The 12,796-nt window shown below is 50.8% G+C and carries 16 protein-coding genes and 1 other annotated feature; of the genes, 7 read left to right on the forward strand and 9 right to left on the reverse strand.

Going from position 1 to position 12,796, the window contains the following annotated elements; genetic code table 11:
• Window positions 1-17: 17 nt before the first annotated feature.
• Window positions 18-809, reverse strand: a complete 792-nt coding sequence (locus GHC22_RS05980; protein ID WP_003031224.1) for an inner membrane protein YpjD — start codon at window positions 807-809, stop codon at window positions 18-20.
• A gap of 165 nt (window positions 810-974) precedes the next feature.
• Here GHC22_RS05980 and ffh point away from each other — a divergent pair, with 165 nt between their 5' ends.
• From ffh to rplS, 5 genes are all read left to right on the forward strand, one after another.
• Entirely contained in the window at window positions 975-2,336 is a 1,362-nt protein-coding gene (gene ffh / locus GHC22_RS05985; RefSeq protein WP_003031226.1) for a signal recognition particle protein, read from the forward strand.
• Between the two features lie 249 nt (window positions 2,337-2,585).
• Window positions 2,586-2,834 carry a 30S ribosomal protein S16 gene (rpsP, locus tag GHC22_RS05990; protein ID WP_003031228.1) on the forward strand — a complete coding sequence of 83 codons (249 nt, stop codon included), beginning with the start codon at window positions 2,586-2,588 and terminating at the stop codon, window positions 2,832-2,834.
• An 18-nt stretch (window positions 2,835-2,852) separates the two neighbouring features.
• Window positions 2,853-3,401: a ribosome maturation factor RimM gene (gene rimM / locus GHC22_RS05995; RefSeq protein ID WP_003031230.1), complete on the forward strand. Its 549-nt coding sequence runs from the start codon at window positions 2,853-2,855 to the stop codon at window positions 3,399-3,401.
• Between the two features lie 44 nt (window positions 3,402-3,445).
• Entirely contained in the window at window positions 3,446-4,213 is a 768-nt protein-coding gene (gene trmD, locus GHC22_RS06000; protein WP_003031232.1) for a tRNA (guanosine(37)-N1)-methyltransferase TrmD, read from the forward strand.
• Between the two features lie 39 nt (window positions 4,214-4,252).
• A complete protein-coding gene (rplS, locus tag GHC22_RS06005; RefSeq protein WP_002914145.1) occupies window positions 4,253-4,600 on the forward strand; it encodes a 50S ribosomal protein L19 in 348 nt (115 codons plus the stop codon).
• A gap of 131 nt (window positions 4,601-4,731) precedes the next feature.
• On the opposite strand, the gene GHC22_RS06010 is transcribed toward rplS, so the two are convergent.
• From GHC22_RS06010 to GHC22_RS06025, 4 genes are all read right to left on the reverse strand, one after another.
• A complete protein-coding gene (locus GHC22_RS06010) occupies window positions 4,732-5,214 on the reverse strand; it encodes an OmpA family protein (protein ID WP_003826447.1) in 483 nt (160 codons plus the stop codon).
• Between the two features lie 12 nt (window positions 5,215-5,226).
• A complete protein-coding gene (gene dgcN / locus GHC22_RS06015; RefSeq protein WP_003826449.1) occupies window positions 5,227-6,453 on the reverse strand; it encodes a diguanylate cyclase DgcN in 1,227 nt (408 codons plus the stop codon).
• Window positions 6,446-6,964 carry a YfiR family protein gene (locus tag GHC22_RS06020; RefSeq protein WP_003826451.1) on the reverse strand — a complete coding sequence of 173 codons (519 nt, stop codon included), beginning with the start codon at window positions 6,962-6,964 and terminating at the stop codon, window positions 6,446-6,448. The genes dgcN and GHC22_RS06020 overlap by 8 nt, the downstream gene beginning before the upstream one ends.
• 158 nt (window positions 6,965-7,122) lie before the next feature.
• On the reverse strand, window positions 7,123-7,497 hold the full coding sequence (locus GHC22_RS06025; RefSeq protein ID WP_008785516.1) for a DUF2799 domain-containing protein: 375 nt from the start codon (window positions 7,495-7,497) through the stop codon (window positions 7,123-7,125).
• 215 nt (window positions 7,498-7,712) lie between these two features.
• Here GHC22_RS06025 and aroF point away from each other — a divergent pair, with 215 nt between their 5' ends.
• Together aroF and tyrA are read left to right on the forward strand one after the other, a co-directional pair.
• Window positions 7,713-8,783: a 3-deoxy-7-phosphoheptulonate synthase AroF gene (aroF, locus tag GHC22_RS06030; protein WP_153752452.1), complete on the forward strand. Its 1,071-nt coding sequence runs from the start codon at window positions 7,713-7,715 to the stop codon at window positions 8,781-8,783.
• 10 nt (window positions 8,784-8,793) lie between these two features.
• Window positions 8,794-9,915, forward strand: coding sequence for a bifunctional chorismate mutase/prephenate dehydrogenase (gene tyrA / locus GHC22_RS06035; RefSeq protein ID WP_003826456.1), 1,122 nt, complete (start codon window positions 8,794-8,796; stop codon window positions 9,913-9,915).
• A gap of 96 nt (window positions 9,916-10,011) precedes the next feature.
• Here tyrA and pheA read toward each other — a convergent pair whose 3' ends face one another.
• From pheA to bamD, 4 genes are all read right to left on the reverse strand, one after another.
• A complete protein-coding gene (gene pheA / locus GHC22_RS06040; RefSeq protein WP_153752454.1) occupies window positions 10,012-11,172 on the reverse strand; it encodes a bifunctional chorismate mutase/prephenate dehydratase in 1,161 nt (386 codons plus the stop codon).
• Between the two features lie 22 nt (window positions 11,173-11,194).
• Window positions 11,195-11,320: a sequence feature (Phe leader region), on the reverse strand.
• On the reverse strand, window positions 11,272-11,319 hold the full coding sequence (pheL, locus tag GHC22_RS06045; protein ID WP_100250063.1) for a pheA operon leader peptide PheL: 48 nt from the start codon (window positions 11,317-11,319) through the stop codon (window positions 11,272-11,274). It overlaps the preceding feature by 48 nt.
• A 102-nt stretch (window positions 11,321-11,422) precedes the next feature.
• Window positions 11,423-11,761: a ribosome-associated translation inhibitor RaiA gene (gene raiA / locus GHC22_RS06050; RefSeq protein ID WP_003031244.1), complete on the reverse strand. Its 339-nt coding sequence runs from the start codon at window positions 11,759-11,761 to the stop codon at window positions 11,423-11,425.
• A 269-nt stretch (window positions 11,762-12,030) separates the two neighbouring features.
• A complete protein-coding gene (gene bamD, locus GHC22_RS06055) occupies window positions 12,031-12,768 on the reverse strand; it encodes an outer membrane protein assembly factor BamD (protein WP_003826460.1) in 738 nt (245 codons plus the stop codon).
• Window positions 12,769-12,796: the final 28 nt, after the last annotated feature.

Below are 12,796 nucleotides of genomic sequence, written 5' to 3' on the forward strand. Positions count from 1 at the left end.
TAGGGTTCCTTAAAGATTTAACTCACGAACTGCTGCAGGATACGGCTGCCGAAATAGGCCAGCGTCAGAATGCCAGCGCCTGCGACGTTAAACCATACGACGCGACGTCCGCGCCAACCTTCATGGTAATGCCCCCACAACAGAACGATATAGACAAACCATGCCACGATAGAGAGAACGGCTTTATCAATGTTCTCGGTACTGAACAGGTTATGCATGTAAAACAGGCCAGTGCACAGGGTGAGCGTCAGCAGAACCACGCCAATTTGGGTGATATGAAACATCTTCCGCTCAATACTCATCAGTGGTGGCATCTCATTGCTGAAGGCCAGTTTTTTGTTTTTCAGTTGGTAATCGATCCATGCCAACTGTAGCGCGTAGAGCGCGGCGATAATCAGCGTGGCGTAAGCGAACAGTGATAGCCCGATGTGAATCATCATGCCTGGCGTAGCTTCGAGATGGGTGATGAACTCGTTAGGCATAAACGTGGCGAAGGCCAGGTTTATCAGCGCAAAGGCGTAGACAATGGGCAGCAATAGCCAGCCACGATTGCGGGACGCGACGATGGTCATTACCGTACAGATCATCAGGCTTACCAGCGAGCCGACGTTCAACAGACTCAGGTTTTGTCCGCTTTCACCGCCGGGTAGGATACGCGCTTCCAGGGCGATAGCATGGCTTACCAGCGCAACGACCGCAGAGAGAATAGCCATACGCCGCCAGCCGCTGTTTTTTTGCAGCAGAGCGGGAATAATCAGCGCGAGGCTGACTGAGTAGGCGACAAGGGCGAGCAGAGCAAAAACGGGCATATAGGTGTCGACAGTTGGCCAGTGATAAAGAAAAGCAGTATAGCGTTACGTGACCGCTGCTCCAACCGTTGCATAACAACAAAGGCGGCTTCATGTTATACTGCGACAAATTTCTGTTGATGTGTCGCTGTCGCGACCGACCGTTTCCACCCCAGGCGAGAGACAATGTTTGATAATTTAACCGATCGTTTGTCGCGCACGCTGCGCAATATCAGTGGCCGTGGACGCCTTACTGAAGACAACGTTAAAGAGACGCTGCGCGAAGTGCGCATGGCGCTGCTGGAGGCTGACGTAGCGCTGCCGGTAGTGCGTGAGTTTATCAATCGCGTAAAAGAGAAAGCGGTTGGTCATGAAGTTAACAAAAGCCTGACGCCGGGTCAGGAGTTCGTCAAGATTGTCCGTAACGAACTGGTTGCGGCAATGGGCGAAGAAAACCAGACCCTGAATCTGGCTGCACAGCCGCCAGCCGTGGTGCTGATGGCGGGCCTGCAGGGTGCGGGTAAAACGACCAGCGTCGGTAAGTTGGGTAAATTCCTGCGCGAGAAGCACAAGAAGAAAGTGCTGGTGGTCTCTGCGGACGTTTATCGCCCGGCGGCGATCAAACAGCTGGAAACGCTGGCCGAGCAGGTCGGTGTCGACTTCTTCCCGTCGGATGTCGGCCAGAAGCCGGTCGATATCGTTAACGCCGCGCTGAAAGAAGCCAAACTCAAATTCTACGACGTGCTGCTGGTGGATACCGCCGGTCGTCTGCACGTTGACGAAGCGATGATGGACGAAATCAAACAGGTCCACGCTTCTATCAAGCCGGTAGAAACGCTGTTTGTGGTCGACGCCATGACCGGTCAGGATGCCGCGAATACCGCAAAAGCCTTTAACGAAGCGCTGCCGTTAACCGGCGTAGTGCTGACAAAAGTTGATGGTGATGCCCGTGGCGGTGCGGCGCTCTCTATTCGTCATATTACCGGTAAGCCGATTAAATTCCTCGGCGTCGGCGAGAAAACCGAAGCACTGGAGCCGTTCCATCCGGACAGGATTGCTTCGCGCATTCTCGGCATGGGTGACGTGCTGTCGCTGATCGAAGATATCGAAAGCAAGGTTGACCGTGCGCAGGCAGAAAAATTAGCCAGCAAGCTGAAAAAAGGCGATGGCTTCGATCTCAACGATTTCCTTGAACAGCTCAACCAGATGAAAAACATGGGCGGTATGGCAAGCCTGATGGGCAAGCTGCCGGGCATGGGTCAGATACCTGACAATGTGAAATCGCAGATGGACGATAAAGTGCTGGTGCGTATGGAAGCCATCATCAACTCGATGACGATGAAAGAACGGGCTAAGCCGGAAATTATTAAAGGTTCCCGTAAACGCCGTATCGCTGCCGGTTGCGGTATGCAGGTACAGGACGTAAACCGCCTTCTGAAACAGTTCGACGACATGCAGCGCATGATGAAGAAAATGAAGAAGGGCGGAATGGCGAAGATGATGCGTGGTATGAAGGGGATGATGCCCCCAGGATTCCCAGGCCGCTAATCGGCCTGGCTTGTTTGCCATTTCGGCACCGGGGTGTGCTCGCCATCCTCACGTACTGCGTGTACGCTCCGGTGGCTGCGCGCACGCCGGCACCGAACTGACGGCACCGCCAGCGGCCTTTTATAGCAGAGTTATCAACTGCTGATTGCATTTTCCCCAGAAATCAGTAAAATTTTCGGGCTTTTAATATGACACCCGGGCTCCGTTCCTCGATGGGGCCTGGGTGTTTTATTCACACAAGAGGATGTTATGGTTACTATTCGTTTAGCTCGTCACGGCGCTAAAAAGCGTCCGTTCTACCAGGTTGTTGTTACCGACAGCCGTAATGCACGCAACGGTCGCTTCATCGAGCGCGTTGGCTTCTTTAACCCAATCGCTAGCGAAAAAGAAGAAGGCACTCGCCTGGATCTGGATCGCATCGCTCACTGGGTTGGCCAGGGCGCGACTATTTCTGATCGCGTAGCTACGCTGATCAAAGCAGCAAACAAAGCAGCTTAATCTGTCACGGTGGTCATGATGAGCAAGCAACTCGCCGCACAGGCTCCTGTGGAACCCATCGTTTTGGGGAAAATGGGGTCTTCTTACGGTATCCGTGGTTGGCTCAGAGTGTTTTCTTCCACTGAAGACGCCGAAAGCATTTTTGACTATCAGCCCTGGTTTATCCAGAAGGCGGGTCAGTGGCAGCAAGTACAGCTGGAAAGCTGGAAGCACCACAATCAGGATCTGATCATCAAGCTGAAAGGCGTTGACGATCGTGATTCGGCGAATCTACTGACTAATTGCGAAATTGTCGTGGATTCCTCGCAGTTGCCAGCGCTGGAAGATGGTTCCTACTACTGGAAAGACCTTATGGGCTGCCAGGTAGTGACTACTGAAGGCTACGATCTCGGTAAAGTCGTCGATATGATGGAAACCGGTTCGAATGACGTCATCGTCATCAAGGCAAACCTGAAAGATGCGTTTGGTATCAAGGAACGTCTTGTGCCGTTCCTCGATGGGCAGGTTATCAAGAAAGTCGATCTCGCTACTCGTACTATCGAAGTAGATTGGGATCCTGGTTTTTAAACCACCGGATAAACGGTAAAAGTCGGCGTTATGGGGATTGGCTTGTGTTTATAGGTATCGTTAGCCTGTTTCCAGAAATGTTCCGCGCAATTACCGATTACGGGGTAACTGGCCGGGCAGTAAAAAATGGCCTGCTGAACATCCAGAGCTGGAGTCCTCGTGACTTTACTCATGACCGGCACCGTACCGTGGACGATCGTCCTTACGGCGGCGGACCGGGGATGTTAATGATGGTGCAACCTTTACGGGACGCCATTCATGCAGCAAAAGCTGCGGCTGGTGAAGGCGCAAAGGTGATTTATCTGTCACCTCAGGGACGCAAGCTTGATCAAGCGGGCGTCAGCGAACTGGCCACGAATCAAAAGCTGATTCTGGTATGTGGTCGCTATGAAGGAATAGATGAGCGCGTGATTCAAACCGAAATTGACGAAGAATGGTCAATCGGCGATTACGTACTCAGCGGTGGTGAGTTACCGGCAATGACGCTGATCGACTCCGTGTCCCGGTTTATTCCGGGAGTTCTGGGTCATGAGGCTTCGGCAATCGAAGATTCGTTTGCTGATGGGTTGCTGGATTGCCCGCACTATACCCGACCTGAAGTGTTAGAGCAGATGGAAGTACCGGCGGTGTTACTGTCGGGGAACCACGCTGAGATACGTCGCTGGCGTTTGAAGCAGTCGCTGGGCCGGACCTGGCTTAGAAGACCTGAACTTCTGGAAAACCTGGCTCTGACTGAAGAGCAAGCAAGGTTGCTGGCGGAGTTCAAAAAGGAACACGCACAACAGCAACATAAACATGATGGGCAGGCGTAAGCCCCCAATATCAGTTTACCCAGGATAAGAGATTAAATTATGAGCAACATTATTAAGCAACTTGAACAAGAACAGATGAAGCAGGACGTACCTTCCTTCCGTCCGGGTGATACCGTGGAAGTGAAAGTATGGGTTGTTGAAGGTTCCAAAAAACGTCTGCAGGCATTCGAGGGCGTGGTTATCGCTATTCGTAACCGCGGTCTGCACTCTGCATTCACTGTTCGTAAAATTTCCAACGGCGAAGGCGTTGAGCGTGTCTTCCAGACTCACTCTCCGGTAGTTGACAGCATTGCTGTTAAACGTCGTGGTGCTGTTCGTAAAGCTAAACTGTACTACCTGCGTGAGCGCACTGGTAAGTCTGCTCGTATCAAAGAGCGTCTTAACTAAGATTCGCGCAAGCGACATCCTGTTAGAAAAGGGCTGGCCGAAAGGCTGGCCCTTTTTTTATCCAGACGTTTACTCTTTTGTTCTTTATGGCAATGGAAGGACTGCGCGGCGCGCAGCCAGTTGGGGGATGATTATGGTGTCGTGATCACGACCGCCACGCGGCGGTTTTCAGCGCGACCTTTTGATGTCTGGTTGCTGGCAATGGGATATTTCTTCCCGAGTCCCTGAGTAGTCAGGTTGGTGCGGGGAATATTAGCGCCCTGCGCCCAGGCATCGGCAACGACATTAGCGCGTTTGAGTGACAGAGCTTCGTTATAGCTGTCTTCACCGTAGTTATCAGTATGACCATCCAGGCGAGCATGATTTAGCCCGGTAGCTGCCAGTTTGGATGCCATTTCCTTGATCTGTTTTTCACTTTCAGGACGGAGTTTATAGTCATTTTTGTCAAACAGGATAGTGTCAGACAGGCCGAGAGACCAGTCTCCTGATGCTTCAGTAAATCCGTATGATTTCATGGCTGCAATTTGCTCTGGGGTAAATTTTCCCTGAGGTGCCTGACAGCCAGCCAGAATCAGTAAAAGCAGAAGAAACGGGGATAATAAACGTTTTAGCATGTGTGTAATTCCTTATTTTTTAATAATGCGTTCAGAACGCAAATGTTTAGCCTGATACATATTTTGATCGGCAAGTTCTTGTAATTTTTCGGCAGAGGCATGTTCCCACGTCAGCGCAAACCCAATGCTGAGCGTCATGCTTGCCAGATGACCATTATGCAGGTCAAAAGGTCGGTTAAACTCTTGTGACAGTGCCGCGCAGATCCGCTGAACCTCATATTCAGAATGAACGCTGTACAGCACCATAGCGAACTCATCGCCGCCAAGTCTGTATGGGTAATGGCGACTCCCCCCAAACTCGGATAACCTTTTTGCGACTTCAATCAGGACCCGATCCCCCGCTGCGTGGCCCCAGGTATCATTAATAAATTTAAAATTGTCGCCATCAAGGAATAACAATGCCGAGCTGCTGTGGGCGGCATCATCATTCATTAAGGCATTAATGCTGCTGCGAAATGCGGCGCGATTTGCCAGACCCGTCAGAGGATCATGTAGTGCAGTACGCAACAGCTGAGCGTTTTTTGCCTGCAGTTTAAGTTGCCACTCCTCCATCTCGTCCAGCAGACTATTAAAGTCCAGGGCAAAGAGATGAAACTCTTCAATGCGTTCCTCTGATACGCGCCGTGAAAAGTTACGGTTGGTACGAACATCATGTACCACCTCGGTAATGTTTTGCAGTGCATCCACAACGCCATTGTGTAAATAGCGAGTGAGCATTAATGCAATACCGGATGCCAACAGAATGCACCCGGTAAGGACGGCCAGCGACAAATAGATGAAATGACTGATAACGCTATCGCGCGCAGTCAATCGTACTTCGCCGATGACGTTGCCATTATGCAAAATCGGCTGAGTGACCGGTTGTGGGAACAGCCAGTGGCTGATCATCCCGCTGATCTTTTCAGTGGTATCCTGCGCGTTATAGCGCCAGGTGGCGATCACCTTCTGGTTTTTATTACGAACTTCTGCAACGGAAAATTGCCCCTGCTGACCCAGTGCCGCCAGCGTTTCAGTTGCTGCAACACTATCAGAAAAGACTAATGCAGCTTCGAGCGTACGGGTCATGGTAGCGGCAGTCAGATCCAGATTCTTTTGCGCATACTGTCTTAATGCCAGCACGGAAGAAATGCTGAGCAGCAGCCAGATCAGCATCATGGTTACCAGAACGCTGATTATGCTGATACGCCGTAATGTTCGCTTAAACGTCGGGCGTGCTATGGGAGAATGGCCCTTATCCATGCTTATTATTCCGTGCAAGCATCAATACGTCTGGACTGACCCTTACGCCGCTGCGTGAAAGGGAATCCATATTTACGGAAAATCTCACATCTTCGTCTTTAATTATGAGGCAAAAGGCGCTGCCAATAACGCATTCAGGGTTCTGTTCAGCAATTAATAACAATGCCTTAGTCGGATATTTATTCTTTAATTCCACCTGATAAGTAGGGGATTCTTTTCCAAAATAAAAACCGTCACACTGCGAAACTAATATTTCTTGTTCCGTACGGATGATGACGGGAAGATAGGGTAATGCGCCTGCACTGGTATCTTTCAGGACACTGGAAAAACGCGATGAAGAGAAAATACACAGTTTTGGGGGCCCGGAAAGTGCAGGCCAGCGTGTATAACTGACGATGCCGGAAACCATAGCGCGTACCGATTTTGCTTCTTCCGTAACGCTTTGGGCATACAGCGGTAATCCGGTCAGGAGCAGTGCCAGTAGAAGTATGAGTCGGTAAGAATAGCTCATGAATAGTTACCTACCAGCGTTTGCTGTAAAACGTCGAAATACATTCAAGATTGTTTGCAACAAAATAACATTATTTTCCTAAGCCGTCATTATTCCTGGGATAATGCTATTGGTGATTTAAGTTAAATCTTAATGGTTTATAAAATATAAACCATTGTTTAATTTAACCTTATCGAGGCAGCGCCCTCGTTTGCCCCTTGCTGCCAGGCGCTGTGTAACTGGTCAACATTTTCGACAGTATCGCAACTGGGCGGAAAAGTTTTCCCGGTCAGGCCTCTGGCATAAACAAAATCCTGCTGGCAGGTTTTACGTTGCCCCTCGGCGTAACCCTTAAGGTATTCCGTACGATCGACGTCGGGGTCATTGTAGTTGTCGGCAAGCGTTTCATTATCTTTAACGGCATAACCCGAAATGGCATCTTGTATCCCGGCGTCGTACCAGTCGGTACCAGTCCAGGTAGGGGCATGGGTGTAGGGGTCTATCTGACATCCGCTAAGAAGTAATAGAAACAAGATGCTGATGAGTTGCTTCATTGCCTGTGCTCCTTCGTTTTTTTAAGCATAGTGGATCTGAAAACTCGGTGGTGTAAATTTAAATGTACATTCATAAGGGCTGTTTTTGCCTTAAAATAACACCATGTAAATTAAAATTTACGGATTGTGGATTGAAATCTTTACCTGTTGTGATATCGTTATTTCCTCCTCGCTGAGGATCAACTATCGCAAACGAGCTAAACAGGATCACCATCATGCAAAAAGACGCGCTGAACAACGTACATATTACCGACGAACAGGTTCTGATGACTCCGGAGCAGCTGAAAGCTGAATTTCCGCTGAGCCAGGAGCAAGAGGCGCAAATCGCCCAGTCGCGTAAAACCATCTCAGATATTATCTCCGGTCGCGATCCGCGCCTGCTGGTCGTATGTGGCCCATGCTCCATTCATGATCCTGAAATGGCGATTGAGTATGCTCGTCGATTTAAAGCCCTTGCCGCAGAGGTCAGCGATAGCCTCTACCTGGTGATGCGCGTCTATTTTGAAAAACCCCGTACCACTGTCGGCTGGAAAGGGTTAATTAACGATCCTCATATGGATGGCTCTTTTGATGTTGAAGCAGGTCTGAAAATTGCGCGTCAGCTGCTGCTTGAACTGGTAAATATGGGACTGCCGCTGGCAACTGAAGCGCTGGATCCAAATAGCCCGCAATACCTGGGCGATCTGTTTAGCTGGTCCGCAATCGGTGCCCGTACTACGGAATCGCAGACTCACCGTGAAATGGCTTCCGGTCTTTCGATGCCGGTTGGCTTTAAGAATGGTACCGACGGTAGCCTGGCGACCGCCATTAACGCCATGCGCGCGGCCGCGCAGTCGCACCGCTTTGTCGGTATTAACCAGGCCGGGCAGGTTGCACTGCTGCAAACACAGGGGAATCCGGACGGTCACGTGATCTTGCGCGGAGGTAAAGCGCCGAACTACAGCCCGGCAGATGTCGCCCAGTGCGAAAAAGAGATGGGGCAGGCGGGACTACGACCTTCTCTGATGGTAGATTGCAGTCATGGTAATTCCAATAAAGATTACCGCCGTCAGCCTGCCGTGGCTGAATCCGTGATTGCACAAATCAAAGATGGCAATCGCTCGATCATTGGCTTGATGATTGAAAGTAATATTCACGAAGGCAACCAGTCTTCCGAACAGCCGCGCAGCGAAATGAAATACGGCGTATCCGTAACTGACGCCTGCATTAGCTGGGAAATGACGGATGCGCTGCTGCGTGAAATTAGCCAGGATTTAAACGGCCAGCTGTCGGCGCGTGTAGCATAAGAGGTTGGTTATGGTTGCTGAATTGACCGCATTACGCGATCAAATTGATGAAGTCGATAAGGCGCTGCTGGATTTACTGGCACGCCGCCTGGAGCTGGTTGCCGAAGTAGGTGAAGTAAAAAGCCGCTTTGGGCTGCCGATCTACGTGCCGGAACGGGAAGCCTCTATGCTGGCCTCTCGCCGGGCGGAAGCGGAAGCCCTGGGTGTGCCGCCGGACCTGATTGAAGATGTGCTACGCCGCGTTATGCGTGAGTCCTACTCCAGTGAGAACGACAAAGGGTTTAAAACGCTTTGTCCTTCTCTGCGGCCGGTGGTGATTGTCGGCGGCGGCGGTCAGATGGGGCGTCTGTTCGAAAAAATGCTCACCCTGTCAGGTTACCAGGTGCGGATCCTGGAACAGCAGGACTGGGATCGCGCGCCGGAGATCGTCTCTGATGCCGGCATGGTGATCGTCAGCGTGCCGATCCACGTCACCGAGCAGGTGATCGCCAAACTACCGCGTCTGCCGTCTGACTGCATTCTGGTGGATCTGGCTTCGGTGAAAAATGGTCCTTTACAGGCGATGCTGGCTGCACATGATGGCCCGGTGGTGGGGTTACACCCAATGTTTGGTCCGGACAGCGGCAGTCTGGCCAAGCAGGTCGTCGTTTGGTGTGACGGACGTCAGCCGGAAGCTTATCAGTGGTTTCTGGAACAGATTCAGGTATGGGGTGCGCGACTGCATCGGATCAGCGCCGTTGAACATGACCAGAACATGGCGTTTATTCAGGCACTGCGTCACTTTGCGACCTTTGCTTACGGTCTGCATTTAGCGGAAGAGAACGTTCAACTGGAGCAGCTGCTGGCGCTCTCTTCGCCGATTTACCGCCTTGAACTGGCGATGGTTGGCCGTCTGTTTGCCCAGGATCCGCAGCTCTATGCCGATATTATTATGTCGTCTGAGAGCAACCTTGCGCTGATTAAACGCTACTACCAACGTTTTGGCGAGGCGATCGGTTTACTGGAGCAGGGCGATAAGCAAGCGTTTATCGACAGTTTCCGTAAGGTGGAGCATTGGTTTGGCGATTATGCGAAACGCTTCCAGAGTGAAAGCCGTACTTTGTTACGCCAGGCGAATGACAGCCGTCCTTAATTAAGATGCCGGATGGCGGGTTCGCCTTATCCGGCCTTCAAAAATCGTATGAACCTTAGGCCGGATAAGCGTAGCGCCATCCGGCATTGTCAAACGTTAGCTCGGATCGACTGGCACCACGTTCTCACTTGGATAGCATCCCAGTACTTTCATCGAACGCGTAATCTCACCCAGCTCTTTCAATGCTTTTTGCATCTGGGGCGATTCCAGGTTGGCCTGGATATCAAGATAAAACATCTCTTCCCACGGATTGCCGTGAATCGGGCGTGACTCCAGTTTAGTCATAATCAGATTATGGTTACGCAGCACCAGCAGCGCCTCAACCAGCGCACCGGCTTGTTGCCCCGTCGCCATCAACAGGGTTGTTTTTGCCGGAACCTGATCGGAAACATTAATTGCTTTGCGTGCCAGCACCACGAAGCGGGTGATGTTTTGCGACTGGTTAGCCTCAATATGCTCGAGAACCTGTAATCCATACAGTACGCCTCCGGCTTCGCTCCCCAGGGCCGCCACGCGCGGTGAGTTAGCCTGCGCAACTTTTTCCATCGCCGCAGAGGTGCTTTCAGTGTACTCAATCTTCCAGTGCGGGTAGCGATTCAGGAATTTGCTGCACTGCTGGAACGGCTGCGGATGGCTATATACCGTTTCAATAGTCTCAAGATCCGTCGTGCCAGACACCAGTACACAGTGGTCTATCGTAATGGTCATCTCGCCAACGATAGACAGGCTGGTGTGCTGCAGCAGGTCGTAAACGTCGTTAATCCCACCGGAGCTGGTGTTTTCAATCGGTACCACAGCATAGTCAGCCTGTCCGGTTTCGACCTGATTAAAGATATCGGCAAATTTTGCGCAGCCGCTTTCAATAAATTGTTCAAAATGGCGGGCAGCGTACTGACGTGCGGCGAGATGGGAATATGACCCTTTTGGCCCAAGGAAGGCCACGCGCGCGGAGTGTGGGTTAATTTTGTTCAGGTGCTGCTGGAGCAGTGCCTGTTGAGTCAGGACGGAGTCTTCGATTATGAGCTGGAACAGGCGAGTAATGTAGTGAGCATCAAGATGATGTGCTTTGCCAAGCTGAATGAGTCGGTCCAAAAGGTCACGTTCACGGTCGATATCACGAACCGGACGATGCGAAAGCAGTTTGGCTTTACCAACTTCTACGGCCAGTCCACGTCGCTCAGCCAGCAGGGCCAGTAATTTTTCATCCAGCATGCTGATCTTATCGCGCAGCGCCAGCAATGGGTTTTCCGATGTCATAGTGTTGCCTTTCTTGTTATCAATAAAAAAGGCCTCCCGTTGTGGGAGGCCTTATTGTTCGTCTTCGCATTCTTTATCACACGACGAAACGCCTCCCATTCAGGGGAAGGTAAAAAAGAATGCGAAGAAGAACGGGACAAGTTTCATGTAATTTTCCTTTGGCTACGTCAGTAAAGTACCCGTACTGTTTTCACCCTGTCAACAAAAAACGCGCCCGAAGGCGCGTTGGCGATACACTCAATGTAAGGGACTACTCTTCTTCTGCTTCGACGAAGTTGGCGTCTTTGACTGAAGTTGTTGCACGACGGGCTTCGCCTTTGTGCTGCACTTTATTGAGCTGCCGTTCCAGCTTGTTGATCAAATCGTTAATTGCTGTGTACATATCCTCGTGTTTTGCGCTGGCGACCAGATGTCCGTTCGGTGTATTGATGGTGGCATCAGCAATGAAACCCTGTGGCTCCTTAGACAGAATGATATGTGGATTAATCAGATGAGTTTGCCATTTTTCTAGTTTGGCGAGACGGTCTGCGACATGCTGGCGAATTGCCGGAGTAATTTCCATTTGTTTACTGGTAATGTTCATTGTCATAAATTTTACCTCTTGTCTTTCCCGTCTTGGTGATTCCAGCATACCGTTCCTAATGTCAAAATGTGTGATCCGAATCACATTATTTTGTCGCTTTTTGTCAAGAAAACCTTTTTGTGAGGCACCGCAGGAACAGGCGATTTTTTACTTGAGGAATACCTGAAAGCAGGCCATATTTGATGGGATGCGTCGAAGCTAAACCGCTTCAGTTGTGGCGTTAACGGATAAAAAAACGGCAGCCCTTGGGCTGCCGTTTTGCATTCTGAGGCAAATCAGGTATTGCTGCTGTTGGCGGCAATGATTTTCGCGACTTTTTCAGCCTGCGCATTCATCTGCATCTGGCGATAAGCGTTTTCCATCAACGGCAGGGCATTACGTGTTGCCTGAGTATCCGGGTAGTCGCGCAGCATGCCTTCCACACGGTTTACCACGGCAACCCATGCGCCGCGGGCAGTGTAGTATTCTGCAACGGAGTATTCATACTTCGCCAGGCGGTCTTTCAGGAACACCAGACGTTTGGTGGCGTCAGTGGTGTACTGGCTATTCGGATACCCACGCACCAGTTTGGAAAAGTCATTAAACGCAGCTCGGGCATGTTGCGGATCGCGATCGCTACGATCAACACCAAAGAATCCTTGCAGTGCGCTATCATCCAACGCCATATTGGTCAGGCCACGCATATACATGACATAATCAATGTTAGGGTGTGTCGGGTTAAGACGAATAAAACGATCGATGGCAGCCTGAGCAAGTGGCAGATCGGCGTTTTTGTAGTAGGCGTAGATGAGATCTAATTGCACCTGCTGAGAATACGGTCCAAATGGATAACGGTTATCCAACGCTTCCAATTGCGTTATTGCCTGTTTCCAGTTACCGTCCTGCAGCTTTTGCTGAGCAGTCGCGTAGATTTCATTTGGCGGATTATCGGGCACCTCTTCCTTTGAACCAGAGCAACCCGCCAAAAACAGGCTCAACGTGGCTGCTGCCACCAGATATTTCATGCGCGTCATGACGTTTTGACTTTCCTCAAAATGTTTT

The organism is Citrobacter sp. H12-3-2, assembly GCF_009649895.1.
GTDB classification, from domain to species: Bacteria; Pseudomonadota; Gammaproteobacteria; order Enterobacterales; family Enterobacteriaceae; genus Citrobacter; species Citrobacter portucalensis.

What these genes read in the sequence shown, in the direction of transcription:
- bamD (WP_003826460.1), bottom strand. Translation starts at nt 12,768, where the DNA reads ATGACGCGCATGAAATATCTGGTGGCAGCAGCCACGTTGAGCCTGTTT.
- rimM (WP_003031230.1), top strand. Translation starts at nt 2,853, where the DNA reads ATGAGCAAGCAACTCGCCGCACAGGCTCCTGTGGAACCCATCGTTTTG.
- raiA (WP_003031244.1), bottom strand. Translation starts at nt 11,761, where the DNA reads ATGACAATGAACATTACCAGTAAACAAATGGAAATTACTCCGGCAATT.
- GHC22_RS06025 (WP_008785516.1), bottom strand. Translation starts at nt 7,497, where the DNA reads ATGAAGCAACTCATCAGCATCTTGTTTCTATTACTTCTTAGCGGATGT.
- rpsP (WP_003031228.1), top strand. Translation starts at nt 2,586, where the DNA reads ATGGTTACTATTCGTTTAGCTCGTCACGGCGCTAAAAAGCGTCCGTTC.
- rplS (WP_002914145.1), top strand. Translation starts at nt 4,253, where the DNA reads ATGAGCAACATTATTAAGCAACTTGAACAAGAACAGATGAAGCAGGAC.
- aroF (WP_153752452.1), top strand. Translation starts at nt 7,713, where the DNA reads ATGCAAAAAGACGCGCTGAACAACGTACATATTACCGACGAACAGGTT.
- GHC22_RS05980 (WP_003031224.1), bottom strand. Translation starts at nt 809, where the DNA reads ATGCCCGTTTTTGCTCTGCTCGCCCTTGTCGCCTACTCAGTCAGCCTC.
- dgcN (WP_003826449.1), bottom strand. Translation starts at nt 6,453, where the DNA reads ATGGATAAGGGCCATTCTCCCATAGCACGCCCGACGTTTAAGCGAACA.
- GHC22_RS06010 (WP_003826447.1), bottom strand. Translation starts at nt 5,214, where the DNA reads ATGCTAAAACGTTTATTATCCCCGTTTCTTCTGCTTTTACTGATTCTG.
- pheA (WP_153752454.1), bottom strand. Translation starts at nt 11,172, where the DNA reads ATGACATCGGAAAACCCATTGCTGGCGCTGCGCGATAAGATCAGCATG.
- tyrA (WP_003826456.1), top strand. Translation starts at nt 8,794, where the DNA reads ATGGTTGCTGAATTGACCGCATTACGCGATCAAATTGATGAAGTCGAT.
- GHC22_RS06020 (WP_003826451.1), bottom strand. Translation starts at nt 6,964, where the DNA reads ATGAGCTATTCTTACCGACTCATACTTCTACTGGCACTGCTCCTGACC.
- ffh (WP_003031226.1), top strand. Translation starts at nt 975, where the DNA reads ATGTTTGATAATTTAACCGATCGTTTGTCGCGCACGCTGCGCAATATC.